Below are 24914 nucleotides of genomic sequence, written 5' to 3'. Positions count from 1 at the left end.
CCGGCGCTGCGATCAACCTCGCCCGCCTCGACGCATGGCTCACCGGCAGACCACTCGCCCGCACCCGCGTCTCACCCTTCGCAGCACTCCGCCCCACCGGATCAGATCCAGCGGGGCGGAATTAACCAACAGCATCCGGCTGGTGGGGGCCCTTCCTCATGTACGCGAAGCTCAGACCACCTGGTGCAGCCACCGCACCGGCGCGCCCTCCCCGGCGTACCGGAACGGCTCCAGTTCGTCGTCCCACGGCTTGCCGAGGAGCTTGGCGATCTCGGCCTCCAGGTCGGTCTCCTCGCGCTGGGAGCGGGTGAGGGCGGCGCGCAGCCGGTCCTCGGGGATGAGGATGTCGCCGTGGATCCCGGTGACGGCGTGGAAGATGCCCAGGTCGGGGGTGCAGCTGTAGCGCTCGCCCTCGGCGGTGGCGCAGGGCTCCGCGGTGACCTCGAAGCGCAGCAGATGCCAGCCGCGCAGCGCGGAGGCCAGCTTGGAGGCGGTGCCGGGCCGGCCCTGCCAGGAGAACTCCGAGCGCCAGGTGCCGGGGGCCGCGGGCTGCCGGATCCAGTCGAGGTTGACGCGCGTGCCGAGCACCCCGGCGATGGCCCACTCGACGTGCGGGCACAGCGCGCGCGGCGCGGAGTGCACGTACAGAACTCCACGTGTCGTCACCGGAACCTCCGGGCAGAGCGGGACATCTTGCTGGCTTGCCGGCGGCCGTTGCACCACGGCCGCGCTGATGGCGAGGCTACCTTGCGGCGGGGCAAGGAGTGTGACGTACCGTCGGTCCCGGTGCCAGGAATCCTTCACCATTCACCCAGGGGGACGCTTGTACGGGCCCCGTTCGTTCCAGCGGGCCCGGCGCCGGGAACCCTCGCACGTTGTTATGGGGGAAAGCACCCGACTTCGAACGAGGAGAACACCAGGAATGCGGAAGCGAAGCCACCGGGCGCGGCTCGCCCTGGCCGTGGCGGCGGCCACCGTGCTGGGCGTCGCCGGGTGCGACGCCCAGGGCTCGCCCGCGGCCCGTGCCACCGGGGCGCGGGCCGCCAAGGCACCGGTGTGGAACCGCAGTCCGGCCTCGATCGCCGCGGTCGGCGACTCCATCACCCGGGGCTTCGACGCGTGCACGGTGCTGTCCGACTGCCCCGAGGTGTCCTGGGCGACGGGCAGCGACACCCAGGTGGAGAGTCTGGCGGTACGGCTCCTCGGCGCGGCGGGCGCTGCCACGCACAGCTGGAACTACGCGATGACGGGCGCCCGAATGGCGGATCTTTCGCAGCAGATGGCCGATGCGGCGAGTCGCGACCCTGAACTGGTCACCGTGATGGTCGGCGCGAACGACGCCTGCCGCTCCTCCACCCGGGCGATGACCTCGGTGGCCGGGTTCCGCGCGGACTTCGAGGAGGCCCTGCGCACCCTGCGCGCGACCGCCCCGAAGACGCAGGTGTACGTCGCGAGCGTGCCGAACCTGAAGCGGCTCTGGGAGCAGGGCCGGGGCAATCCGCTGGGCAAGGAGGTCTGGAAGCTCGGCATCTGCCCCTCGATGCTGGGCGACGCCGACGACCTGGGCACGGCGGCCGAGCACCGGCGCGACCAGGTCGAGGACCGGGTGGTGGCCTACAACAAGGTGCTGAAGGAGGTCTGCGCCACCGACCGCCGCTGCCGCTTCGACGGCAACGCGGTGTACGACTACCGCTTCGACACCGACCAGCTCAGCCACTGGGACTGGTTCCACCCCAGCAGGGACGGCCAGGCCCGGCTGGCGTCGATCGCCTACCGGACGGTCACGGCCGCCGGTCCGGTGGCGTAGCGCCCGCGCTCTCCCCCTCGTACCGGGCCAGTTCGGCGGCCAGGCGGCGCATGACCGTGTGGTTGGCGCGGCGCATCATGGCGCGTACGACGGGGGCCAGCAGGCGTTCGGGCAGCGGTGCGCACAGCCAGGTGTAGGTGAAGGAGACCCGGCTGCCGGTGCCGTCCGGGAGCGGGGCGATGGTGTATATGCCGTGGGCCTGGCGGCGGCCGCCGGCGCTGACGTTGTGCTCGACGATGCGGTGCGGCGGCTCGGAGTTGATGACTTCGATACTGACGTCGGTCCGCGTGCCGCCCAGGGCGGCGGTGACGGTGGCACGGGCGCCGAAGCCGCGGCTCGGGCCGCTGTAGCGCCAGTCGGTCAGATAGTGGTCGGTGAACCGCTCGTGGTGGGCCATCACTTCGAGGAAGTCATGGACTCGCGCGGGCGGGTACGGAACCTCGGTCGACACGGTCACGGGTCGCATGACCGGCACGCTACAGACGACCGCGCCGGTCACCTAGGGTTTCGGCATGAGCGAACTCTTCGGCACACTTCCCGACGGTACCGAGGTCCACCGCTGGACACTGGAGCGGGGCGGGACGCGGGTGGAGGTTCTGACGTACGGCGGGATCGTGCGCTCCGTCGAGGTGCCGGACCGGGAGGGGCGGACGGCGGACGTGGTGCTCGGGTTCGCCGGTCTCGACGGCTATCTCGCGCATCCGGAGCCGTACCTGGGCGCGTTGATCGGGCGGTACGCCAACCGGCTCGCGGGGGCGCGGTTCCCGCTGGACGACGTGGTGTACGCCCTGGAGCCGAACGAGGGGCCCCATGTGCTGCACGGGGGTGCGCGCGGGTTCGACAAGCGGGTGTGGGAGGCGACGGACGTCGAGCACGGGGTGCGGCTGGCCCGGGTGAGTCCGCACGGCGAGGAGGGCTTCCCCGGCCGGCTCGACGTGGCGGTGACGTACACGCTGGACGCCGACGGTGCGCTGCGGATCGCGTACGAGGCGAGGACGGACGCCCCGACGGTGATCGCGCTCACCAGCCACGGCTACTTCAACCTCGCCGGTTCCGGGGCGGGTTCGGCGGCCGGGCACGAACTGCGGCTGGCCGCCTCCCGGTTGACGCCGACCGGCGAGGATCTGATCCCCACGGGCGAGCTGCGCGAGGTGGCCGGCTCGCGCTTCGACTTCCGCGACGGCCGCAAGGTGGGCACGGGGTACGACCACAACTTCGTGCTGGACAAGGGAGTTACCGGGGTACCCGAGCGGGTCGCCGAGCTGCACGACCCGTCGTCCGGCCGTACCCTCACCGTCGCGACGACCGAGCCCGGCCTCCAGCTCTACACCGGCGACCATCTGCCCGCACCCTTCGCCCCCTGCGACGGAATCGCCCTGGAGACCCAGCACTTCCCGGACTCCCCGAACCATCCGGACTTCCCGTCCACGGTGCTGCGCCCCGGCGAGGTGTACCGGTCGGAGACGGTGTACGGCTTCTCCGTGCGCTGACGGCGCCCCGCGGGTGTCCCCCGGCCGGCGCCGGCCGGGGGACACCGGTGCTCACGCCGAGGCGGTCCGCCCGGTGATCGGGCAGGCACCGGCCGCGGCGGCACCGAAGGCGGCGGTGTGCGCGGGTGCCGTGCCGCCGATCTGCTGGAGGATCTCCTTCGAGAGCAGGTCCTCCCTGCCCTTGAGCGCGTCCGCGACATCGAGGGCGGCGTTGAAGACCATCTCGGCGGCCACGTTGTCCTGCACGATGCGGGCCAGGTTCTCCAGGGCCACGCCGATCGGGTCGGCGGGGGTCTCCGCGGTCGGCAGGTCGATGAGGTGGGTGTTCACCTTGGCCTGGTTCATGGTGCGCCGGATGATGATGGACGCCTGGTTGAGTTCGGCGGTGGTCCAGATCGACAGCACCATGACGTACAGGTCGCTCCACGCCTGCTCGCCGATCCGCGCCCGCCAGCGCTTCATCAGCGCTTCGATCCCGGTGATCTGCGCGGTGGCCGCGGCGGTCATGTTGACGCGGATGGACGGGTACACGGTGGCGGCGAACTGGTTGAAGGCCACCATGTCGAAGGACTTGGCACCGACGGCGGTGTCGATGAACTTGATGGCCTCGGTGAGGATCTTGTTGCTGGAGGCCGCCAGATCGGTGGGGAGGTTGGCGGTCGGCAGCTTGGTGCGGGCCGTGTTGAGCGTGGCGCGGAAGGCGTTCAGCGGGGTGATCCAGCCGGTGTCGCCCGCGGGCTTGAAGGCGACCATGTCGAGGTCGTGCGGGTCGATGCGCTCGGAGTTGGCGATGTTCGGCACCTTGTCGCTGAGGTAGGCGGCGATGACCGAGTAGACGCCGAGCGGTACATGGGCGATGGACTTGGCCAGTTCGAAGTACTCCGGCACCGGGTCCACGGTCTCGACCTGCACCCCCTTGTCGATCAGGGTGAAGCGCCCGCCGACGGCGTTGTTCTGCACGACGACGACCGGGCTGAGGTGCTTGGTCAGTTCGGACTTGAGGGACGCGTAGTTGGCGCGCATCCCGGCGTTGACATTGCGTATCGCGTCCCGCGCGGCCTTCTCGTCGGTCGCGCTGGCGGCGCCGGTCGCGGCCGACGCGCCGGTGGCCGCCTGGGTCTCCATGAGGAGGGTGGCTGCGCCTACTGCGGAAACGGTCCCCAGAAATCCTCTACGAGTGGTCATGCCCCGTCTTTCCGTGATGAGTGGTCGTGCTCCTGTGGGGTGGGGGGAAAGATGTGGGGGGAGTTCTCGGGGGGTGGTGCACCGGCGAGGGGGGAGTCGCCGGGGCCATGGGAATCTCCACGGCCCCGGCGGACACCCCGCCGGGTCGGGCCGGGCCGGACCGCTCAGATCAGGCCGGGCCGGCTCAGCTCAGGTCAGGGACTTCTGCGTGGGTACGACGACCCCGTAGAGGTCCTGGACCGTGGCAAGGGCGGCTTCGTGGACCTGCCGCGCGGGGATGCCCTCGGGGTCGCCCTTCAGCGGCAGCGGCCGGGTGGCCGAGGCGTCGGCGACGACGGTCGGGTGGTACCCGGCGAGGAACGCGCCCTGGGTGGTGAACAGGACGCACATATTGGTCATGAAGCCGGCGACGATGACGTTCTTGCGCCCGGCCTGCTTCACCTTCTGGGCGAGGTCGGTGCCGTGGAAGCCGTCGGGGACGCTCTTCTCGACCACCGGCTCGCCCTTGGCGGGCTTGAGCTCCGGGACGATCTGCCCGCCCTTGGACTTCAGGTCGTAGCCCTTGTCCACGATGTGGATGACCGGGGTGCCCGCCGCGCGGGCCCGGTTCAGCAGGGCCTTGGCGTTGGCCAGGGCGGGCTTCCAGCCGTCGAGTTCCATCACACCGTCGGTGTAGGTGTTCTGGTAGTCGACCAGGATGAGCGTCGCGTCGGAGAGCGTGGCCGGGGTCTCGCTGAAGCCGTTGAGCTTGCGCAGCGTCGTGGTGTCCTTGGCCACGTTCGTCCGGGCGGCGGGCGCGGCGGACTCCTTCTTGGGGGAGGCGGAGTCCGAGTCGGAGCCGCAGGCGGCGAGCGTGGCCGTGAGCAGGGCGGCGATGCCGAGCGCGGCGGTACGGCGCGTGGTGTTCATCAGCCGAGATCCTCCTGACCGGCTACGACGACGCCGTACAGGTCGGCGATGGTGGCCAGGGCGCTGAGGTGCACGCCGTGGGCGTCCACTTCCTTCCCGGCGACCGGCAGTGCGCGGGTGGCGCAGGCGTCGGCGACCACGGTGGGGCGGTTGCCGCGCAGGAAGGCGCCCTGGGCGGTGAAGGCGACGCACATATGGGTCATGAAGCCGGCGACGACCAGGTCGCCGCGGCCGGCCTCGTCCACCAGCTGCCCCAGGTCGGTGCCGTGGAAGGCGTCGGGGGCCTGCTTGACGACGACGGACTCGCCGTCGGCCGGGGCGACGGCCGGGTGGATCTGCCCGATCTCGGCGCGGATGTCGTAGGGGGTGCCCTCGCCGCCGTCGTTGACGACATGGATGACCCGGGCGCCCTCCCTGCGGGCGCGCTCCAGCAGCCGGGCGGCCGCGTCCAGGGCGGGCTGCCAGCCGTCCAGCTCCATCACACCGGTGGTGTACGTGTTCTGGTAGTCGATCAGGACCAGCGTGGAGTCGGCGAGCTTCGGGGGCGTCTCGTCGAAGCCGTTGAGCTGACGCAGAGTCGTTCTGGGCATGGCAAACCACCTGGGGGGATCGGGAGTTGGGAGGCGGCGCGCGGTGCGGCGGCCTGTGCCCTTGACGCTATGGCTCCTCCCCATACGTCGGCAATGACGTCTAGCATGCAGAAACCGACACCGTCGTATTCCGTTGCCCGGGGGGCCTGTGCACACCGTCGACCAGCTGATCGTGATCGTCCTCTTCGACCAGGTGGACCTGCTCGATGTCACGGGGCCGCCGGAGGTCTTCCACCTCGCCCGCCGGGAGACGGAGGAGGCCGCGGCGTACGACGTCGTGCTGGCGGCCGAGACCATGGACCCGGTCGTCACGGCCGCCGGGGTCCGGGTGCTGCCCGATGTCACCTTCGACGCGCTGGCGTCCCGGAGCATCGACACCGTGATCGTGCCGGGCGCGGTCGAGCCCGGCGACGACGGACGGCTGCGGCCGGCGGTGGACCCGGTGGTCGTACGGCGGGTACGGGAACTCGCCGCGCGCGCCCGGCGGATGACCTCGGTCTGCGTCGGGGCGCACATCCTCGCGGCCGCCGGGCTGCTGGACGGCAAGCGGGCCACCACGCACTGGTCGACCGCGCAGCAGCTCGCCGCCGACCATCCGGCCGTGGAGGTCGACGCCGACCCGATCTTCATCCGGCAGGGCGATGTGTGGACCGGCGCCGGAATCAGCGCCTGCCTGGATCTGTCCCTCGCGCTGATCGCCGACGACCTCGGCGAGGCCGTCGCGCTGCGGGTCGCCCGGCAGCTGGTGATGTACCTGAAACGGCCCAGCGGGCAGAGCCAGTTCAGCGTGCCGCTGGAGCAGGCGTCCACGACCCGGCGGATCGAGGATCTGCGCCACTACATCCTGCGCCATATCGCCGAGCCGCTGACCGTCACCCAGCTCGCCGAGCACGCCCACATCAGCGACCGGCAGCTGACCCGGATCTTCAAGAACGAGCTGGGTACGACCCCGCACGCCTATATCGAGTCGGTCCGCGTCGAACGCGCCCGCCAGCAGCTGGAGTCGACCGACGCCACCCTCGAACGCGTCGCCGCGGCCTGCGGGTTCGGCACCCTGGACACGCTCGTCCGGTCCTTCCGCCGCAGGCTGGACACCACCCCGACGGAATACCGCCGCCGGTTCCGGACGACGCCCGTCTGAAGTCCCTTGCGGAGCGGGCGGGTTCGGGTCAGTCCCGGCCGGCGCGGAGCGGGCCCGGGTCCTCGCCGCGCATCCGGGCGGCCGCCCGCTTGAGGAGGGTCATGGCGGCGGCGCAGATCAGCATGGTGCCGATACCGGCCGCGGCCTGCTCCACCTCGCCGCCCTTCACACCCTCGCCCGCGACGGTCATCGCCAGCGCGAAGATGATCGAGTACAGGCTCCGCCCGACCTTCGCCCCCGCGGGGATCACCTGGAGCAGTTGCGGCAGGGTGCTCGCGGCGCCGATCGCCATACCGAACGGCAGCGCGGCGGCGGTCATCAGGGCGCCGAATCCGAAGGAGTTGCCGTAGGCGCCCCAGCCGACGCCCTTGTAGAGGAGCCAGCCGGTTCCCGCGAGCGACAGCAGCACAAGCAGGCCGTTCAGATACGCGGCGAAGGTGGCGGCCTTGCGCGCGCCCGGCAGATGCGCGGCGGGACTGCGCCAGGCGTCGGCCGTGACCAGCCTCAACCGGCGGCGCAGCCCCCGCATCTGGACCAGCGAGTAGCTCCCGAAGGCGAGCAGCCCGACTCCGACGACCGCCGCCGCGAAGCCGATCGGGCCCCGGGTGAACCCGTAGTGCAGCCCGCCGGAGGTCAGCGGCAGTCCGAGCACCATCCCGTAGGACATCGGCTTGGCCTTCGCCTGGATCCGCACCGCCAACTCGCGCTGCTCGGGCGTGAGATGGGGATCCAGCCGCATCCGGGTCTCACCGATGTGCTGCACGGGCGCCGGGGGCGCCTGGTGGGGCGGGTAGGGCTGGGGCGGGTAACCCTGCGGCGGGTAGGGCTGGTTCTGGTACGGCGGATACCCCGGCTGCGGCTGTGGCTGCTGCTGCTGATACGGCGGGTACCCCTGCCACTGGTTCTGCTGCTGATGCCACTGATTCTGCTGCTGACTCTGTTGCTGACCTGGAAACACGTCGGTTCTCCCCCGTACTCGGCGCCTCTTCGGCGCTCGCGGCCCGGGAGTCTGCCATACGAGGTCGGGGGCGCTGCGGCCGGGCGGCCTCAGGAGGCCCGGAAGCTGTACATCGCGCCGTAGGACGTCCAGGAGTGCAGATCGAGCGAGGGGGCGACCAGGGCCGACCCGGTGCAGTCGGCGCCGGAGTAGAAGGTGACGCTCCTGTCGGTCATGTTCAGGTCGGCCAGCGCCCCGAACGGCAGGGCCACGCACGCGTCGCCCGGCTCGGTGTACACGGCCGTGCGACCGGAGAAGGCGCCCTCCCAGACGCACAGCGTCCCGGTGTCGCCACAGCCGGCCGCGGCGGTGGGTCCGGTCGCCGCCGCGGCCGAGCCCGGCATCGCGCCCAGCAGCAGAGCGGCGGACGCCATCGCGACACCGGTCGCGGCCCGGCTGACTCCACGGATACGCATTGCTTCCTCCTGGCGAAGGGGACGACGAGGACGCCGGAAAGGCTGCCCTCCCCTTCCAGGAGCAGTCAACGATTCAACCCTCACATGGCCGGAAGCCGCCGAGCCGGGTCGGAGTCTTCGCCGTCCCCCTCCGACCGGTTCTCCGTCCGCTCCGCCGCCCGCTCCTCCCCCAGCAGGTCCCGTGCCAGCAGCGTCGCGCCGGCCACCGCGCCCGGCATCAGGAAGACGGCGACGAAGGGGACCAGGAAGGCGAGGCCGAGCGGGGTGCCGTAGCCCCAGACCAGCAGGCGGCGGGAGCGCAGCAGGGTGAGGCGGGTGCGCAGGTCGAGGCCCCGGCGCTGCAAGGGGATCGAGGTCAGCTCCTCCGCGAGGAAGAAGCCCGTCACGAAGAAGCCCAGCACCGGTATCACCGTCTGGCCGACGAACGGCAGCAGGCCGAGCGCGAACAGCAGGACGCCCCACACCGTCGCCCGGACCAGGATGCGGACGCTGTCGCGGGCCGACAGCCACAGCTCCCGCCAGAAGGGGAGCGCGGACTGGGGTGCCGTACCGTCGGGCGACTCGGAGGCGTCGACCCGCTCCGAGAGGTTGTCGTAGAAGGGCTGCCCGATCAGCAGGGTCACCGCGGTGAACGTGAGCACCGCGAGCAGCAGCCCCAGCGCGAACAGCACGGCCGTCAGGAAGCCGCGGAACAGCGTGCCCCAGGGGCTCGACCAGTGGTCCGCGAAGGGCGTGGCCCAGGTCACCGCGCCCTCGCCCCATATCGCCAGCGCGACCAGCGCGGCCACGTAGAGGACCAGTGCTATCAGGCCCGGCAGCAGGGCGAAGCCGTACTGCCGGCCGTGCCGGGCCACCCACCGCTGGCCCTCGACCAGGTACTTGAATCCCGCCCCTAGATCACGCATGGCGGAAACCTTACGCGTCGAGCATGCGCCGCAGCAGATCCCGCAGAGTCCCCCGCTCCTCCGCCGACAGCCCCGCCAGCGGCTCCCGCGCGAAGTGCAGCCCTTCCCGCAGATCGCGGGCCACCCGCAGCCCCTCCTCCGTGGCCGCGGCCATCTTGATCCGGCGGTCGGCTGGGTCCGGGCGGCGCTCGGCCAGGCCCCGGGCCTCCAGCCGGTCCACGATCCCCGTCACGTTCGACGGCTCGCACTTCAGCTTCTGCGCGAGTTTGCGCATGGGCAGCGGCCCGAGGGACAGCAGGCTGAGGAGCTTGGCCTGCGCGCCGGTCAGGGCGTGCTCGGCCGCCGCCTCGTCGTAGTCCGCGTGATAGCGCGCCACGACCTCGGCGATCAGTTCTACGACGTCCAGGGTCAGCTGGTCCGGACGGCGGGGATGCGGTGGTGCCATGCCCTCCAGCCTACCTCGTTACTTGACAACCTGAAATATTCAGCCTAACCATTGTTTCAGGTGATGAAGTAAATGAAAGGCATGACCGCGATGACGACGCACACCAACCGCGAATGGCACCTGCTCAGCCGCCCCGTCGGCTGGCCGAAGCCGGAGGACTTCGCGCTCGTGGAGACGCCCGTCCCGACCCCGGGCGAGGGCCAGATCCTGGTACGGAACACGTACCTCTCCGTGGACCCGTACATGCGGGGCCGGATGAGTGCCGCGAAGTCGTACGTCGCCCCGTTCGAGCTGGGCGAGGTCATGGAGGGCGGCGCGGTCGGCGAGGTGATCGAGTCCCGCGCCGAGGGAATCGCCGTCGGCGACCATGTGCTGCACTCCCTCGGCTGGCGCGAGTACGCCGCGGTGGACGCGTCGGCCGCCGTGCGGGTCGACCCGGAGGCGGCGCCCCTGTCGGCGTACCTCGGCGCGCTCGGCATGACCGGTCTGACCGCGTACGCGGGCCTGCTGCGCACCGCCTCCTTCAAGGAGGGCGACATCGTGTTCGTGTCCGGCGCCGCGGGGGCGGTCGGCAGCCAGGTGGGGCAGATCGCGAAGCTCAAGGGGGCCTCGCGGGTGATCGGCTCGGCCGGGTCGGACGACAAGGTGCGGCTGCTGGTGGAGGAGTACGGCTTCGACGCGGCCTTCAACTACAAGAACGGCCCGGTGTCGAAGCAGCTGCGCGAGGCCGCGCCCGACGGCATCGACGTGTACTTCGACAATGTCGGCGGGGACCATCTGGAGGCGGCGATCGGCTCCCTGCGACGGGGTGGCCGGATCGCCGTCTGCGGCATGATCTCGGTCTACAACGACACCGAGCCCGCGCCGGGCCCGCGCAACCTGGCGCGGCTGATCCAGACCCGGGGCCGGATCGAGGGCTTCCTCGTCAACGACCACCGCGACCTCCAGCCGCAGTTCGTGCGGGAGGTCGGGCCGTGGGTGGCCTCGGGGCGGCTGGAGTACCGCGAGACCGTGGTGGACGGCATCGAGAACACGGTGGAGGCGTTCCTGGGGCTGCTGCGCGGCGACAACACGGGGAAGATGGTCGTCAAGCTGTAGCCCCCGGCAGGCCGGACCGGGGGGGCAGGCGGCGAGGCCGTGGGCGAGGTGGGCCGTAACCCCTGGCGGACCGGGCTGCTGGGTTCAGGCGGCGAGGTCGAGGTCGAGGTGGGCCGTCGCCCCCGGCGTGCCGGGCCGCTGGGTGGGGAGGCGCGTCCCCACCCGGAAGGGCCGTCACCCGACGGCCGTCGCCGCCCGGTGCGCCGCCCGTACCAGCCGTTCGTTCTCCGGCGCCGCCCCGTGCGGGAAGGTGAACCGTCGCCGGGTGTACCCGTACGCGAGCCCGGCGTGCGGGTCGGCGAACGCCTGGGTGCCGTTGGCGCCGCTGTGGCCCACGGAGCCGGCGCCCAGGAAGGGGTACCAGAGGTCGGCGGTGGCCTGGAAGCCGAGGCCGAAGGACCGGTGGTCGCGGGTCACGAGGTCGTAGCCGGCGGAGTGGATCCGGCCGAACTCGGCGACGGTGTCCGCCTTCAGCAGCGGCGCCTTGCCGTCGACCTCCCCGATCATCGCCGCGTACATCCGCGCGAGCCCCCGCGCCGAGGCGATCCCGCCCTTCGAGGCGGGGCCCTTGGCGCGGATCAGCGGGTCCTCGTACAGCCGCTCCAGGTCGGTCGGTTCGGCGCCGTGCCGGTTGAAGGCGATCGCCTCCAGGGTGTGCGGGCCGCGCGGCGAGGCGTCGATGAGCGCCTGCTGTCCGGGGGTGGGCAGCAGCGGCCGGACGGCACGGAAGCGGGGGTCGGCGGTGGCCGGGAGACCCAGGTGGAAGTCGAGCCCGTAGGGGGCGCGGATCCGGTCCTCGTACAGGTCCTGGATCGTACGGCCCGTCGCCCGGCGCACCACCTCGCCCGTCAACGCACCGATGACCAGCGCGTGGTAGCCGAACGCGGCGCCCGGGCGCCAGAACGGCCGCTGGTCGGCGAGGTGTTCGGCGATCGCGCGATCGTCCGCCAGCTCCGCGCGGGTGAACCCGGCGTCCGTGCCGACCAGTCCGGCCCGGTGCGCGAGCAGGTCCCGCAGCGTCAGCTCGCCCTTGCCCTCGGCGCCGAACTCCGGCCAGTAGTAAGTGACTTTGCGGTCCAGCTCCAGCGTGCCGTCCTGCACCAGCAGCGCCGTGACCAGGTGGGCCGCGCCCTTGGTGGCCGAGTACACGCCGTACAGCGCGTCACCGGCTCCGGTCTCGCCCGCCCACAGGTCCACGACGCACCGTCCGCGCACATAAGCGCACACCTGGCCCTCGTAGTCGTCCCGTTCGCCCGCGACTAACGCGGCGAATTCCTCGCGTACCGCCTCGAAACCCTCGGCGACCGTGCCGTGCACGGCGATGTCCTGTGTCATCCGTTCTCCTTCAGAACCTGTCCCTGTAACGACTCAACCGCCGCGAAGGCCCTTCGGTGTCATCGATGCCCCGAACGGCCGATGGCATGGGAGAGGCGCAATTCCGGCGGCCCTGATCAGGTGCACCACCACAGGAAGCGGTCACAGGTGCGGGTCGGGGACGGCGCCGGGGGCGGTGCGGAGGTCGCGGGGGCGGTGGTGGGGGGTGCGGCGGTCGGCCGCGTCGGGGGCGGGGCGGTGGGGGCGGTGACGGGTGAGCCGGGGGCGGTGGTGGCGGGGGGTGGCGGCTCGGTCGTACCGGTGGTGGAGGGAGCGGCGGAGTCACTGGCCCCCGCGGACGGGGTCCTGCTCGCGGAGGCCGTCGCGCCGGAGGTCGCCGAGACGTTGGCGACCTGGGGCGGGGCGGTCGTACGACCTGAGGGGCCGGGGCTGTCGCCGTCGTCGGCCGAGGTGTCCTTGACGGTGGCCGTGCCGCCGCCGGTGAAGGGCAGCGGCGCGTCGGTACCGAGTTCGGCGAAGCCGAGGCCGCCGGCGGCGAGCATGAAGCCGGCGGCAAGGAGGACGGTACGGCGACGCCGCCGACGATGTGCGGCGGCCTTGCGCCCCCGCCGCTCCGCCCGTCCCCCTACGGGCTCCCCTTCCGGGCGCCCTTCCACCGGACGTTGTTCGGGCTCCCCGCGTTCCGGCTCCACCGCCACCGGACCGGGTATTCGGTCGGCCGGTGTTCCGCACCCCGGGCAGACCAGGGCGCCGTTGAGGTGCCGTCGGCACGGGAGGCAGTAGTCCATGACGCCCGGAAGACTAGGGTCGACGCGCGTCACGTTCCTAGGCACGGCTGTGAATGTTTGGCGCAGGATCGAAAACATTCTCGAAAGACGCCGGTACGGCGACGAGGGCCCGCACGGTCTTCCCGGGCGGCGGCTCCCGGTCCACCACCTCCCAGCACCGGGCCACCGCGTCCACGAGCAGCAGCCCGCGCCCGGACTCGGCGAGGCGGGAGGGCGGGGTCACGTTTCCCGGCCCGGGTGGCTGGCATTCCGACCGGGTGTCGCTCACCTCGATCCGGATACCGTCCGCGTCCCGGGCGAGCCGCAGCTCGAAGTCCCGCCCCGGCACGCGCCCGTGGGTGACGGCGTTCGCGGCGAGCTCGGCGACGACGAGGGCGACGGCCTCGGTGGTCTCACTGTCGTGGGGGTACCCCCAGCCATCCAACTGCGCCACGGCGAGCCGCCGCGCGAGGCGTGCGCCGCGGGGGGTGGAACTGAGGCGCTGGACGAGTGTGGGGGTGATGACCGGGAGTGCTGTCATGCGCCCAATGTGGGGCGTGGGGAGGGGGGTTCACCAGGGGTGACGCGTGTACGCTGCGGGGGCGTACGCGGTTACAGGCTGGACAGTACCGATGACGGGGCGTGACCATCTGTGTCATGGCACCAGGAATCGGCGGTGAGCCGGAGTCGTCAGACAGTCTGCGTACGTTCGGAGCGGTTGTACAGGCCCTCCGAGAACATCACGGACTCACCCGGGAAGAGCTTGGGGAGCTGGTGGGGTTCTCCAAACACACCATCGCGTCCATCGAGTTGGGCAGGCGGATGCCGGACATCGACTTCGTCGAGGCAGCGGAGGCAGTCCTAGGCAACACCAACGCTTTAAGGAAGGCGCTGGAGCATCTAGAGCGACAGCCGGGGCTCGCCGCTTGGTTCCGCAGGTGGGCCGATCTGGAGCGGCAGGCCATCAGCCTGTTCAACTACGAGTGCCGGATGATTCCAGGGTTGCTACAGACGGAGGCGTACATCCGGGCGTTGGCCGCAGATCAGTTGCCTCCGCTGACCGATGCCGACATCGAAGAGTTGTGGGCTGCGCGGCTGGAGCGGCAGCGCCTGCTGTACGACCGGCCCAACACGGCATTCAGCTTCATCATCGAGGAGCACGTGTTTCTCCGTGGTACCGGCGGTGTCGAGGTCACCCGTGGCGCCATCGACCACATCCTCGCAGTCTCCAAGCTGCGCAACGTCGAGGTCCAGGTGATGCCGCTCGCGCAGGAATCACACGCCGGACTTCAGGGGCCCATCTCCCTGCTGGAGACTCCGAAGCACAAGTGGTTCGCATACAGCGAGGGCCACGAAAGTGGGCTATTGATCTCCGATCCCAAAGTGGTCAGCACCCTCCAGGCCAGGTATGCCAGGATGCGTTCGCAGGCTCTCACTCTCAAGCACTCGGCGAGCCTGCTGGAACGCATGCGAGGAGACCTATGAGCAGCCCCTCTGAACTGGCCTGGTTCAAAAGCAGTTACAGCAGCGCGTCCGGTGACAACTGCATCGAAGTCGCCACCACCCCCGCCATCACTCACGTCCGCGACTCCAAGGACAAGCAGGGCCCCCAGCTCGCCCTCTCCCCCACCACCTGGTCGGCCTTCGTCTCGTACGCCGCGGAGACCGAACTTCAGGGCTAGCCCATTGCGACGGATGCGAGGGAACCCATGAACTGGTTCAAGAGCACCTACAGCAGCAGCGGATCCGGCGACTGTGTCGAAGTCGCCCTCGTCTGGCACAAGTCGAGCTACAGCAGCGAAGCCGGCGACAACTGCATCGAGGTCGCCACCACCCCCGCCACCATCCACATCCGCGACTCCAAAGCCAAACAGGGCCCCCGGCTCGCCCTCGCCCCCACCACCTGGTCCGCGTTCGTCGCCTACGCCGGGGCGCGGAGTTAGTGCGTCGGCGCGGGCGAGAGGTCGTCCGCCGGGAACAGGCAACGCAACGCTATGACCTGCAACAAGACGTCCCCGCCCGGATCGGCCCGGATGGGGACGTCGTCGTTCCTGAGATCAGACGGTCCCCTCGATGCGTTCGAAGATGTCCGCGTCCGTCTCCCGCTGCCAGACCGGCAGGTCCGACCAGTCCCTGCTCGACCGCGCGGGGGACTACTGGTGGCTGGAGCTGAATCCCAACGGACAGTGGGGGTGGCTGGAGACCGCGACCGGCCTTCCGATGTCCAGCGCCTTCGCCGACCTAGTCGTACAAGGAGACCGCCGATAACCGACCCGGCATCCGAGCGGCGTCGCATGGCGACCGTGCTCATGAACGAAGGTGTCCTGAAATCTCCCTGGCTGCGTGCGGCCGTCGAGGCCGTCTCCCGTGAGCGGTTCCTCCGCCCTGGAGTCTTCCTGGACGAGGGGCGGACCTGGCGGCCCGTCACCGCCGCCGACGCGGACCCGGACGAGTGGGTGAAGACCGCATACAGCGTCGACACCCTCACCACCCAGCTCGACGGCCACCTCACCGCCGACCAGGCCGACGGACCCGTCGCAGGCGTGCCCACGTCTTCCTCGACCGACCCGGCCACCGTCGTCGGCATGATCGAGAACCTGGACCTCGCGACGAACCACCGAGTCCTGGAGATCGGCACAGGCACCGGCTACTCCACAGCCCTGCTGTGCCACTGCCTCGGCGAGGACAACGTCGCCACGGTCGAGGTCGACGCACAGGTGGCCGCGCGCGCCGATGCCGCTCTCGAAGCCGCCGGCTTCTCGACGTGGACGGTGACGGGCGACGGGCTGCTCGGCCACCCGTACCGGGCACCGTACGAACGGGTCATCGCCACCTGCGCGGTCCGCCGCATCCCGTACGCGTGGATCAGGCAGACGAGACCCGGGGGCGTGATCCTCGGCACGGTCGGCTCACGGCCGTGGGGAACCGGCCTCGCGAAACTGGCCGTCGGCGATGACGGCACCGCCGAGGGCTCCATCGTCGGGCGCTCCTCCTTCATGCAGGCGCGAGCCCAGGCAGTGGCCCCCGTGGCCGGCGATCTCTCCGCCCGGACCGCGTACGCGGACAGTAAGCGGCCCGCTCTACTGTCCCCTCTCATCCTTGAGGAATGGATGCCCGCCTTTCTGGCACAGTTGGCCGCGCCCGGCGCTCAGTTCGTCCGCGCGACGGACGGTGACGGGTCGCCCTTGCGGTACCTGTTCGATCCGGAGAGGGAGTCGTTCGCCGAGTTCTTCCTCGACGGCGAGAACTGGGCCGTCCGCCAAGGCGGCCCGGTGGCCCTGTGGGACGACGTGGAACGTTCCCTCCTCGCCTGGCGGGACGCCGGGGCGCCGGAGATCGACTCCGTACGGCTCCGCGTGACGCCCGCGTCCCACCGGTACTGGATCGATCAGGCCCCCTCCCTGCGCTGGGAGCACCGGATCGCCTGACCCACCACGGTCCGGACGAGGATGGAGAACCGCTCCTGTTTCCCGTGCCGAAACTGTCGCCACTCCTGAGGCGTCACCGGAGCTCGGCCCCGGGATCGGCAGACATTCGAGGACCGAACAGGAGTGAGGCGACGCCCACGGCTCCACGCGAAAGGCCCCTGACCCGCGGTATCGCAGGTCAGGGGCCTGAGGGGCGGACGAGGTGGGCGGTACGGCGCGTACGGGACCGCCGGTCAGGCGTGGGCGGGGACCGGCTGTTGGTCCACTGCCGGGGCGACCTGCTGGGGGCGCATCAGGAACAGGGCCAGGAGGCCGGCGACCAGACCCACGACTCCGGCGACGGTGAAGCCGGACCGCAGGGCGTGGGCCGCGGCGCCGTGCAGGGCGTCGGCCAGCTCGGCGCGCCCCGTGGGCGGGGTCGCGGCCAGGACGTGGCCCGCGCCGCCCCCGGAGAGGGCCCGGCCGAGGGCGGCGCCGCCCCGGACATGGTGGTCGGAGAGCCACGCGGCCGACGAGGACGCGAAGACGCTGCCGAGCACGGCGATGCCGATGGCGTGGCCCAGCTGGCGTGCGCTGTTGGTCGCGCCCGCGGCCATCCCGGCGCGCTGGAAGCCCACCGCCGCGGTCGCCGAGGAGCCCAGCGTGGGCAGCGTGGCGCCGACGCCGACGCCGATCACCGCGTAGCCGACGATCAGCGCCGTCCAGTCGGAGCCCGCGCCGATCAGCAGGCTCTCGGCCAGGGCACCGGCGCCGATCAGCACCATGCCGCCGCCTATCAGCAGCTGCGGGCGGACGCCGTGCAGGAAGCGGCCGACGACCAGCGAGGTGAAGAACGAGGCGATGGACAGCGGCAGTCCGGTCAGGCCCGCCTCCAGCGGGGTCAGCCCGAGCAGGGACTGCAGCCAGATCGACGTGTAGGCGAGCATCGCGAACGCCGCGACGTTCACCGTCAGCGACGCGATCATGATCCCGGAGAACGAGCGGCTGCGGAACAGCGACAGGTCGAGCATCGCGTGCGGCGAGCGGACCTGGACGACCAGGAAGACGACGAAGGCGACGACGGCGAGGGCGAACAGGCCCAGGACCGCGCCGGAGGTCCAGCCGTGCTCCTGGGCGCGGATCACCCCGAGGACGAGGGCCGCGGCGGCCACGGTGAACAGCGCGGTGCCGATCCAGTCGGGGCGGCGCCCGGACGTGAGCCGGTCCGCGGACAGGGCCTTCACGGCCAGCAGGACCGCCACCACGCTGATCGGGATGTTGACGTAGAAGATCCACCGCCAGTCGACGGCCTCGGTGAGCAGACCGCCGAGGACGGGGCCGACCGCGGCCGCGGCGCCGGAGACCGCGCCCCACACGCCGTACGCGGTGCCCCGGTCGCGCCCCTGGTAGGAGGCGTTCAGGAGCGGGAACGCGGTCGCGAACATCGCGGCGCCGCCCAGCCCCTGCACGGCGCGGGCCGCGATCAGCAGGCCCGGGTTCGGTGCCGCGCCGCACACCGCGGAGGCGAGCGCGAAGGCCACCAGGCCGCCCAGGTAGACGCGCCGGTGCCCGGTCAGGTCGGCGAGCGCTCCCACCCCGAGCAGCACCACGGCGAGGGCCAGGGCGTAGGCGTCGATCACCCATTGCAGCGAGGCGAAGGTGCTGTGCAGGGCGAGGGACATGTCGGGGAGGGCGACATTCACGATGGTGACGTCGATCAGCAGCATGAACGAGCCGAGACAGACCGCCAGGAGGGGCAGCCATTTACGCATGGGAACACGCGTCCTTTCCATTGGTACGCCCATCACCCTCGGCGACCGCCGCACCGTGCTCCAAACGGACCCCTCGCTCCGGTCCAAAACCTCCATCCCTCACCCGTTCGTGGGACGATCCGCTCATGCCCGACGCCCTGGACCGACAGATCATCCGCGCCCTGCAGTGCTCGGCGCGCGCCCCTTTCGCCCGGATCGCCGAGGCCGTGGGCGCCTCCGAGCAGACCGTCGCCCGCCGCTACCAGGCGCTGGTGCGCAGCGGTGTGGTCCGCGTCCACGGCCGGGTCACCCCCGCCTCGTACGGGCAGGTCGAGTGGGTCGCCCGGATCGCCTGCCGGCCCGACCGGGTGGGGGCGCTGGCCGAGGCCCTGGTGCGCCGCCCCGAGGTGTCGTTCGCACGGCTCGCCTCGGGCGGCTCGGAGATCATCTGCCTGCTGCGCTCCTCGGCGAGCGACTCCGGGGACACCGTTCTCCTGAAGGAACTCCCCCGCACCTCGGCCGTGCTGAACCTGCACATCGACATGATCCTGCACGGCTTCGGCACCGGGCTGTCCGCCGAATGGAACGGCTACGGCGGCCATCTGACGGCGGAGCAGCAGGCGCTGCTGACCGCCGGCACCGAACCCCCGTCGGGGCCGTACCGGGAGATCACGGACGAGGACCGGCCGCTGCTCGCCGCGCTCGCCGAGGACGGCCGCGCCACCCATGCCCGGCTGGCCGCCGAGACGGGCTGGAGCAAGGGCCGGGTCCTGCGCAGGCTGGCGGCGCTGGAGGAGTCCGGCACCCTCGCCTACGACGTGGACCTGCTCTCCGAACCGCTCGGGCACCATCTCCACGCCACGCTCTGGCTCCGGGTCCCGCCGCACCGGCTGGAGGCGGTCGGCGAGGAGATCGCCCGGCACGACCAGATCGCCTTCGCCGGTGCCATCAGCGGGCCGCACAACATCATGGCCATCGCCATCTGCCGTGACACCGACGACCTCTACCGCTTCCTGACCCGGCAGATCGCGTCGATCCCGGACATCGTCGGCTACGAGGTGAGCATCCGCGTCCGCGGCCTGAAGCAGGCCGGTTCCCTCATCACCGGGGGGCGTCTCACACCGGCTCCGGGGCCCTACGTCCGCCCGAGGGGCACGGGCCGCGGTGAGCGGCCCCGCAGCTCGAAGGGGACATGACCGGACGGGTTCCGTGCACCGGTCGGCGGTCTACGGGTTCTCCCACGCCGCCGGTTCCGCCGCCAGCGCCCGGACCGGGTCCGGCAGCGTGCCCGACGCCAGGTCCCCGATCGTCACACCCTCCAGGATGCGGCGGACGTTGGCGCGCAGGGCGATCCACAGCGGGAGCAGGGGTTCGGCGGTGCCGGTGTAGGTCAGGCCCGTCGGGCGTTCGCCGCGCACGGAGACGATCGGGCCGTCCACGCCCCGGATGACATCGGCCACGGTGATCGCCGGAGCCTCGCGGGCGAGCCGGTAACCGCCGCCCCCGCCACGCCGGCTGTCCACGATCCCGGCGCGCCGCAGATCGCCGAGGATCCCTTCCAGGAACTTGTGCGGAATCCCCTGCGCGGCGGCGATTTCCTCTGCCTTCACCGGCCCGTTACCCTGCCGTACGGCCAGCTCCAGTACCGCCCGTACCGCGTAATCCGCCCGTGCCGAGATCCTCATGAATCCATTGTGGGACGTCCTCGCGTGGAGAATGGCCGGAATCCGCGCCCCGTAAGATCGCCGGGAGGATCCACCTTGGCGCTCAGCAGACGTACCTTCAGTGCCCTGACCGGCTCGGCCGCGCTCGGCCTCGCCCTGGGCGGCAGCGGCGGAACCGGAGCGCCCTCGGCGTACGCGGCCCGCAGCGTGCCGACCGGCCCGACGCCCGCCCCGCCGCGCGCGGACGGCGAGCACCACACCATCGGGTACGACCGCTACTCCCTGCTGGTGGACGGCAGACGACTGGTCGTGTGGTCGGGCGAACTGCACCCCTTCCGGCTGCCGAGCCCCGCCCTGTGGCGGGACGTGCTCCAGAAGATGCGCGCGCACGGCTACAACGCGGTGAGCATCTACGTCGCCTGGAACTACCACTCCCCCGCGCCGGGCAGCTACGACTTCTCCGGCGTCCGGGACCTGGACCTGTTCCTGCGCACGGCCGCCGAGACCGGGCTCTACGTCATCCTGCGCCCGGGGCCGTACATCAACGCCGAGGTGGACGGCGGCGGTTTCCCCGGCTGGCTGACCGCGACGAAGGGGCGGGCCCGCTCGGCCGACCCGACGTACCTCGGCCATGTGGACGAGTGGCTGACGCGGGTGAACCGGATCGCCCGCAAGCACCTGTTCACGCAGGGCAAGGGCACCGTGCTGCTCTACCAGATCGAGAACGAGTTCGACGCGCACGTGGATTCGGCCGACAGCCGCGCCTACATGTCCCACCTGTACAAGAAGGTGCGCGCCGACGGCATCGACGTGCCGCTGTTCCACAACGACAAGGGACGCAACGGCTACTGGACGCCCGGCTCCTTCGACACCGGTGGTGAGCGCGGCGGTTGGCTGTACGGCTTCGACGGGTACCCCTCGCCGTCCCAGACCCCGCCGGACTGGGGGACGTTCGGGCCCGGCGGGGCGAAGGGCGGCGCCAGCGCCTCGCCCGCCACGCCCGGGTTCGTGCCCGAGTTCGGCGGCGGCTGGTTCGACCCGTGGGGCGGTTCCTTCTACGACGGCAAGGGCTATGCCGAGGCCCGTCGCAGCCGGGACTCCGCCTATGAACGCCGCTTCTACCTGACCAACTTGGCCAACGGCATCACGCTGCACAACGTCTACATGACCTTCGGCGGCACCTCCTGGGGCTGGCTGCCCGCGCCGGTCGTCTACACGTCGTACGACTACGGCGCCGCGATCGACGAGGCCCGCAACGTCACCGCGAAGATCGCCCCGATGCACCAGCTCGGGCATCTGCTGCAACGCGTCCCCGACTTCGCCAAGCTGGACCGCGCGGCGGAGGTGCGCGCCAAGGGGCTGAAGGTCTACCACCTGACCAACCCGGACACCGGCGCCCATGTGTACATCGCGCGCAACGACGCCGCCGAGCCGGTCGCGGCCGATCTGCCCACCGCCGAGGGGCATGTGCGGATCACCGTGCCGGGCAAGGACGCCAAGCTGCTGACCACCGGTCTGTCGCTGGGCAGGCGGAAGCTGAAGTACGCGACCGTGCAGCCGACCATGTGCCTGACCGCCGGGCGGCAGGACGTCGCCGTGTTCACCGGGCGCAAGGGCGAGATGGCCGAGCTGGTGCTGGAGTGCGACACCGATCCGGACGTCATGCGGCTCGACCCGGAGGCCGCCTGGGGCGTGGACGACTCGGGCCTGCATGTGAACGCCCCCCTCGGGCAGAGCGGCCTGATCCGGGTGCTGGTGGAGAAGGGCGACACCGACACCCCGCTGCTCCTCCTCTTCGCCGACGACGCCACCTCCGTACGGCTGTTCCCGTACGACACCCCCTCCGGGTCCCTGCTGGTCTATGGCCCCCAGCTGCTGCGCCATGTGGAACTGCGCGGCTCCGAGGTCCACTTGACCGGTGACATCACCGACCGGACGAGCGTGGAGGTGTGGGGGCCGCGCGGCGTCTCCGCCCTGGTGTGGAACGGGCGCAGGCTGGCCACCCGGGTGACGATGTCCGGCAGCCTGATGACCACCGAGATGCTGCCCGCCGTACCGGACGTCCGGCTGCCCGCGCTGGGCAAGTGGCGGATGTGCCGGGAGAACCCCGAAGTGGGCCCGAGCTACGACGACTCGACGTGGAAGAGGGCGGACAAGAAGACGTCGTACAGCACTTCGGCCGTCCCGGACGGTCAGCCGGTGCTGTTCGCCGACGACTACGGCTTCCACTACGGGGACGTCTGGTACCGGGGCGTCTTCGACGATTCCAGCGACATCTCGGAGATCGCGCTCGGCTACAGCACCGGCACCCAGGGGCTGTTGATGGCGTGGCTGGACGGGGAGCCGCTGGGCACGCACCGGATGCCGGTGCCGGACGCCGCCACGATCCGCAAGGGGACCTGGTCGGACACGGCCGCCTTCCCGGTGCGCGACGCACTGCGCGCCCCCGGCCGGCATGTGCTGTCCGTCCTCGTCCGGCGGATGCAGCACGACCAGGACGGCAGGTCGGACGACACCCACAAGGCCGCCCGGGGCCTCACCGCGGCGGTCTTCAAGGGGTCGTCACCCAAGGTGAGTTGGCGGATCCAGGGCGAGGGCCGCGCCGACCCGGTGCGCGGGCCGCTGAACAACGGCGGTCTGCACGGCGAGCGTTCGGGCTGGCATCTGCCGGGATTCGAGGACCGGGACTGGGAGTCCGTGGACTTCCCGCGCGCCGAGCGGTATCAGGGAGTGACCTGGTATCGCACGACCTTCCGGCTGGCGGTGCCCGGCGATGTGGACGCCTCGATCGGGCTGACCCTTCAGGACGATCCGTACCGGGCCTACCGGGCGCAGATCTTCCTCAACGGCTGGAACATGGGCCAGTACATCAACAACGTGGGCCCGCAGCACACGTTCGCGCTGCCCAACGGGGTGCTGCGGACGCGCGGCGAGAACACGCTCGCGCTGGCCGTGCTGTCCGAGTTCACCACGCTGTCGGGTCCGGGCGAGGTCCGCCTGACGCTGCTGGGCAAGGCCGCCGGAGGGTTGGTTGTGTCTTGAACCACGCCCCTGAGATCGCGTGACGCGGGCATATCCCGGCGCGTACGCTCGATGGGGCTTCGGCGAGGCCCTGAACGGAGCTTCGCGGCAGGAGGCCGCGAGCAGCGGCGGACGGCGGGAAGGGAACGGATGGGCATCGCGGGCGCGCGCCGGCGGGCGGCACAGCTGACCGCACGACTGCGACGCCCCGGCGGCTCCGGGACCGCCATGCGTTCCCTCGCCGGGGAACTGGCCGCGGCGGTCCGCGCCCGGCCCGAAGCACCCGACGGTGTACGGGGGTTGTGCCGGGCGCTGTGCGAGGAGATGAGTGCGCTGCGCGGCGGACGGCCGCTGGAGCTGCGCTTCGAACGCTTCCCGGACGAGATCGAAGTGACCGGGCTGTGGGTGGAGTTCGCCGACTTCGACCTGGTCATCGTGGAGGACCGGGCCGAGGATGTGCAGCAACTGGTCATTCTCGGCCATGAGTTGTGGCATCTGCACGCCGGGCACCGGCACCATCACCTCGCCGGTGACGCGGCGGCCCGCGCCTTCGCGGACGCGCCCGGCTGGCCGGAGACGGCGCTGACGGTGGCCGCGCGCAACGGCTCCCGGGAGACGGACGAGGCCGAGGCGGACGACTTCGGCCATCGGCTCGCCACGCTGTTCCGGGCCGGGCCCGGCGGGTCCGGGGACACCCCGCAGGACCCCTTGCAGCGTGCCCTCGGCTATCGCGGGCGGGGCGGAGCGGCGCGGTGAGCGCGCTGGCACTGGATCCCTCGGCGCTGCTCGGCCGCCTGTACATCTCCTTCTGGATCCCGGCGGCGCTGCTGACCGTCGCGCTGCTGCTGAAGCTGCCCACGATCATCCGGCTGTGGCGGGACCCGCTGCTGCGCGCGGTCGGCGGGGTGCTCCTGTTCGCCTGCACGGTGTTCGTGTTCTGCGTGCCGTCGATGATCCACCGGATGAACGTGCTCACCGGGGTGCCCAACTTCTCGGCGCCCTGGTGCTATTCGCTGATCACCGCGAACTCCGGGGCGGGGCTGCTGTTCATCGTCACCTGGCGCGACGGCTGGGGCGGGCGGGCCGGGCGGTCGGCGCGCACCCGGCGGGCGACCCGGTGGATCGTCTCGGGGTACACCCTGGTGGTCGTCGCGCTGTGGGTGCTGTTCCTGCTGGCCGATGTGCCGGTGGAGCGGGTGCGGGACCTGGACACGTACTACGCCCGTACGCCCTTCATGCGCGAGGAGATCCTGCTCTATCTGCTGGCCCACACGGTCGCCTGTGCGCTGAGTTCCCGGGTGATCTGGGACTGGGTGCGGGACCGGGGGCTGGACGCGTGGCTGCGCTGGGGGCTGCGGCTGCTGGGCGGGGGGTACGCGCTGAGCCTGCTGTACGACGCGGCCAAGGTGACGGCGGTGGCCGCGCGGTGGTTCGGCCGGGACCCGGACTGGCTCAGCACGAATCTGGCGCCGCCGGTGGCCTCGCTGTCCGCGATCCTGCTGGCGGCCGGCTTCATCCTGCCGCATGCCGGGCAGGCCCTGCACGACCGGTGCCGGGTCCGGCTGGCGTACCACCGACTGGGGCCGCTGTACCGGGTGCTGCGGTCGGCGACGGGGGCGGGGCCGCGGTTCTCGCTGCGGGCCACGGGAGAGCTCCGGCTGATCCGCCGGGAGACGTACATCCGTGACGCCCTGCTGCCGCTCGCCCGCCATATGGACACGGGCCTGACGGAGCGGGCGTACGCGGCGGCGATCGCGGTGGGGCATCCGGCGGCGCGGGCCCGTGCGGTGTCGGCGGCGGTGGGCGTCCTGGACGCGATCGAGAACGGCGGCGGGACGGTGCGGGGGGACGCCGACCCCACGGTGCTCCTGCGGGACATCGCGGCGATCTCCTCGGCGCTGCGGCACCCGAAGGACCTGGCGGCGGTCCGCGCGCTGTCGGCGGCGGCACCGGCTCCGCCGAGCATCACGGTCCCGGAGTGACCCT

The 24914-nt window shown here is 71.5% G+C and carries 26 protein-coding genes and 1 pseudogene; 13 read left to right on the top strand and 14 right to left on the bottom strand.

The window, feature by feature from the left end:
- Nucleotides 1-171: 171 nt before the first annotated feature.
- Entirely contained in the window at nt 172-666 is a 495-nt protein-coding gene (locus tag AB0N90_RS13275; protein WP_037661510.1) for a DUF3145 domain-containing protein, read from the bottom strand.
- A 256-nt stretch (nt 667-922) separates the two neighbouring features.
- On the opposite strand from AB0N90_RS13275, the gene AB0N90_RS13270 reads away from it, so the two are divergent.
- Nucleotides 923-1807, top strand: a complete 885-nt coding sequence (locus AB0N90_RS13270) for an SGNH/GDSL hydrolase family protein (protein WP_365195767.1) — start codon at nt 923-925, stop codon at nt 1805-1807.
- On the opposite strand, the gene AB0N90_RS13265 is transcribed toward AB0N90_RS13270, so the two are convergent.
- Nucleotides 1782-2273 (bottom strand): SRPBCC family protein, encoded by a 492-nt coding sequence (locus AB0N90_RS13265; protein WP_365195764.1) that lies wholly within the window; start codon nt 2271-2273, stop codon nt 1782-1784. The genes AB0N90_RS13270 and AB0N90_RS13265 overlap by 26 nt on opposite strands.
- A gap of 46 nt (nt 2274-2319) precedes the next feature.
- On the opposite strand from AB0N90_RS13265, the gene AB0N90_RS13260 reads away from it, so the two are divergent.
- Nucleotides 2320-3297, top strand: coding sequence for an aldose epimerase family protein (locus AB0N90_RS13260; protein ID WP_365195761.1), 978 nt, complete (start codon nt 2320-2322; stop codon nt 3295-3297).
- 51 nt (nt 3298-3348) lie between these two features.
- Here the strand turns inward: AB0N90_RS13260 and AB0N90_RS13255 are convergent, their stop codons facing one another.
- From AB0N90_RS13255 to AB0N90_RS13245, 3 genes are all read right to left on the bottom strand, one after another.
- The gene (locus AB0N90_RS13255) at nt 3349-4422 is read right to left on the bottom strand and encodes a hypothetical protein (protein WP_365195758.1); all 1074 of its coding nucleotides are present in this window, start codon (nt 4420-4422) and stop codon (nt 3349-3351) included.
- A gap of 249 nt (nt 4423-4671) precedes the next feature.
- Nucleotides 4672-5391 carry a cysteine hydrolase family protein gene (locus tag AB0N90_RS13250; protein ID WP_365195755.1) on the bottom strand — a complete coding sequence of 240 codons (720 nt, stop codon included), beginning with the start codon at nt 5389-5391 and terminating at the stop codon, nt 4672-4674.
- On the bottom strand, nt 5391-5981 hold the full coding sequence (locus tag AB0N90_RS13245) for a cysteine hydrolase family protein (RefSeq protein WP_361667717.1): 591 nt from the start codon (nt 5979-5981) through the stop codon (nt 5391-5393). The genes AB0N90_RS13250 and AB0N90_RS13245 overlap by 1 nt, the downstream gene beginning before the upstream one ends.
- Nucleotides 5982-6129: 148 nt before the next feature.
- On the opposite strand from AB0N90_RS13245, the gene AB0N90_RS13240 reads away from it, so the two are divergent.
- The gene (locus tag AB0N90_RS13240) at nt 6130-7122 is read left to right on the top strand and encodes a helix-turn-helix domain-containing protein (RefSeq protein WP_365195752.1); all 993 of its coding nucleotides are present in this window, start codon (nt 6130-6132) and stop codon (nt 7120-7122) included.
- Between the two features lie 28 nt (nt 7123-7150).
- Here AB0N90_RS13240 and AB0N90_RS13235 read toward each other — a convergent pair whose 3' ends face one another.
- The 4 genes from AB0N90_RS13235 to AB0N90_RS13220 form a co-directional block, all read right to left on the bottom strand.
- Nucleotides 7151-8080 carry a hypothetical protein gene (locus AB0N90_RS13235; RefSeq protein ID WP_365195750.1) on the bottom strand — a complete coding sequence of 310 codons (930 nt, stop codon included), beginning with the start codon at nt 8078-8080 and terminating at the stop codon, nt 7151-7153.
- An 89-nt stretch (nt 8081-8169) separates the two neighbouring features.
- Nucleotides 8170-8535: a hypothetical protein gene (locus tag AB0N90_RS13230; RefSeq protein WP_365195748.1), complete on the bottom strand. Its 366-nt coding sequence runs from the start codon at nt 8533-8535 to the stop codon at nt 8170-8172.
- A gap of 80 nt (nt 8536-8615) precedes the next feature.
- Nucleotides 8616-9440 carry an EI24 domain-containing protein gene (locus tag AB0N90_RS13225; RefSeq protein ID WP_365195745.1) on the bottom strand — a complete coding sequence of 275 codons (825 nt, stop codon included), beginning with the start codon at nt 9438-9440 and terminating at the stop codon, nt 8616-8618.
- A gap of 10 nt (nt 9441-9450) precedes the next feature.
- Nucleotides 9451-9885 carry a MarR family transcriptional regulator gene (locus tag AB0N90_RS13220; protein ID WP_256638138.1) on the bottom strand — a complete coding sequence of 145 codons (435 nt, stop codon included), beginning with the start codon at nt 9883-9885 and terminating at the stop codon, nt 9451-9453.
- 81 nt (nt 9886-9966) lie between these two features.
- Between AB0N90_RS13220 and AB0N90_RS13215 the strand changes: the two genes are divergently transcribed.
- Nucleotides 9967-10983, top strand: coding sequence for an NADP-dependent oxidoreductase (locus tag AB0N90_RS13215; RefSeq protein ID WP_365195828.1), 1017 nt, complete (start codon nt 9967-9969; stop codon nt 10981-10983).
- A gap of 174 nt (nt 10984-11157) precedes the next feature.
- Here AB0N90_RS13215 and AB0N90_RS13210 read toward each other — a convergent pair whose 3' ends face one another.
- The 3 genes from AB0N90_RS13210 to AB0N90_RS13200 form a co-directional block, all read right to left on the bottom strand.
- Entirely contained in the window at nt 11158-12318 is a 1161-nt protein-coding gene (locus tag AB0N90_RS13210) for a serine hydrolase domain-containing protein (protein ID WP_361667729.1), read from the bottom strand.
- Nucleotides 12319-12434: 116 nt separating this feature from the next.
- The gene (locus AB0N90_RS13205; RefSeq protein ID WP_365195742.1) at nt 12435-12860 is read right to left on the bottom strand and encodes a hypothetical protein; all 426 of its coding nucleotides are present in this window, start codon (nt 12858-12860) and stop codon (nt 12435-12437) included.
- A gap of 283 nt (nt 12861-13143) precedes the next feature.
- Nucleotides 13144-13626, bottom strand: coding sequence for an ATP-binding protein (locus tag AB0N90_RS13200; RefSeq protein ID WP_365195739.1), 483 nt, complete (start codon nt 13624-13626; stop codon nt 13144-13146).
- Nucleotides 13627-13742: 116 nt separating this feature from the next.
- Between AB0N90_RS13200 and AB0N90_RS13195 the strand changes: the two genes are divergently transcribed.
- From AB0N90_RS13195 to tgmC, 5 genes and pseudogenes are all read left to right on the top strand, one after another.
- Nucleotides 13743-14570: a helix-turn-helix transcriptional regulator gene (locus AB0N90_RS13195; protein WP_365195737.1), complete on the top strand. Its 828-nt coding sequence runs from the start codon at nt 13743-13745 to the stop codon at nt 14568-14570.
- On the top strand, nt 14567-14767 hold the full coding sequence (locus AB0N90_RS13190) for a DUF397 domain-containing protein (RefSeq protein WP_365195734.1): 201 nt from the start codon (nt 14567-14569) through the stop codon (nt 14765-14767). The genes AB0N90_RS13195 and AB0N90_RS13190 overlap by 4 nt, the downstream gene beginning before the upstream one ends.
- A 27-nt stretch (nt 14768-14794) precedes the next feature.
- Nucleotides 14795-15028: a DUF397 domain-containing protein gene (locus tag AB0N90_RS13185; protein ID WP_365195733.1), complete on the top strand. Its 234-nt coding sequence runs from the start codon at nt 14795-14797 to the stop codon at nt 15026-15028.
- Nucleotides 15029-15221: 193 nt separating this feature from the next.
- Nucleotides 15222-15353, top strand: a pseudogene (locus AB0N90_RS13180) (ATP-grasp ribosomal peptide maturase); the annotation flags it as partial.
- A complete protein-coding gene (gene tgmC, locus AB0N90_RS13175; RefSeq protein WP_365195825.1) occupies nt 15350-16513 on the top strand; it encodes an ATP-grasp peptide maturase system methyltransferase in 1164 nt (387 codons plus the stop codon). The pseudogene AB0N90_RS13180 and the gene tgmC, both read left to right, overlap by 4 nt.
- 233 nt (nt 16514-16746) lie before the next feature.
- On the opposite strand, the gene AB0N90_RS13170 is transcribed toward tgmC, so the two are convergent.
- Nucleotides 16747-18264, bottom strand: a complete 1518-nt coding sequence (locus AB0N90_RS13170) for an MFS transporter (RefSeq protein ID WP_365195730.1) — start codon at nt 18262-18264, stop codon at nt 16747-16749.
- Between the two features lie 125 nt (nt 18265-18389).
- Between AB0N90_RS13170 and AB0N90_RS13165 the strand changes: the two genes are divergently transcribed.
- Complete coding sequence (locus AB0N90_RS13165) at nt 18390-19439, top strand: AsnC family transcriptional regulator (protein ID WP_365195728.1); 1050 nt, start codon at nt 18390-18392, stop codon at nt 19437-19439.
- Nucleotides 19440-19469: 30 nt separating this feature from the next.
- Here the strand turns inward: AB0N90_RS13165 and AB0N90_RS13160 are convergent, their stop codons facing one another.
- Nucleotides 19470-19928 (bottom strand): Rrf2 family transcriptional regulator, encoded by a 459-nt coding sequence (locus AB0N90_RS13160; protein WP_085564576.1) that lies wholly within the window; start codon nt 19926-19928, stop codon nt 19470-19472.
- 75 nt (nt 19929-20003) lie between these two features.
- Between AB0N90_RS13160 and AB0N90_RS13155 the strand changes: the two genes are divergently transcribed.
- The 3 genes from AB0N90_RS13155 to AB0N90_RS13145 all read left to right on the top strand — a co-directional run bounded on the left by AB0N90_RS13155 (nt 20004) and on the right by AB0N90_RS13145 (nt 24910).
- The gene (locus tag AB0N90_RS13155) at nt 20004-22949 is read left to right on the top strand and encodes a beta-galactosidase (RefSeq protein ID WP_365195726.1); all 2946 of its coding nucleotides are present in this window, start codon (nt 20004-20006) and stop codon (nt 22947-22949) included.
- A 129-nt stretch (nt 22950-23078) separates the two neighbouring features.
- The gene (locus AB0N90_RS13150; protein WP_365195723.1) at nt 23079-23684 is read left to right on the top strand and encodes a toxin-antitoxin system, toxin component family protein; all 606 of its coding nucleotides are present in this window, start codon (nt 23079-23081) and stop codon (nt 23682-23684) included.
- On the top strand, nt 23681-24910 hold the full coding sequence (locus AB0N90_RS13145) for an MAB_1171c family putative transporter (protein ID WP_365195721.1): 1230 nt from the start codon (nt 23681-23683) through the stop codon (nt 24908-24910). The genes AB0N90_RS13150 and AB0N90_RS13145 overlap by 4 nt, the downstream gene beginning before the upstream one ends.
- The last annotated feature ends 4 nt before the right edge of the window (nt 24911-24914 follow it).

The organism is Streptomyces sp. NPDC093018, assembly GCF_040684035.1.
Lineage (GTDB): Bacteria > Actinomycetota > Actinomycetes > Streptomycetales > Streptomycetaceae > Streptomyces > Streptomyces murinus.
This window is presented reverse-complemented; position numbering and strand designations above follow the sequence as displayed.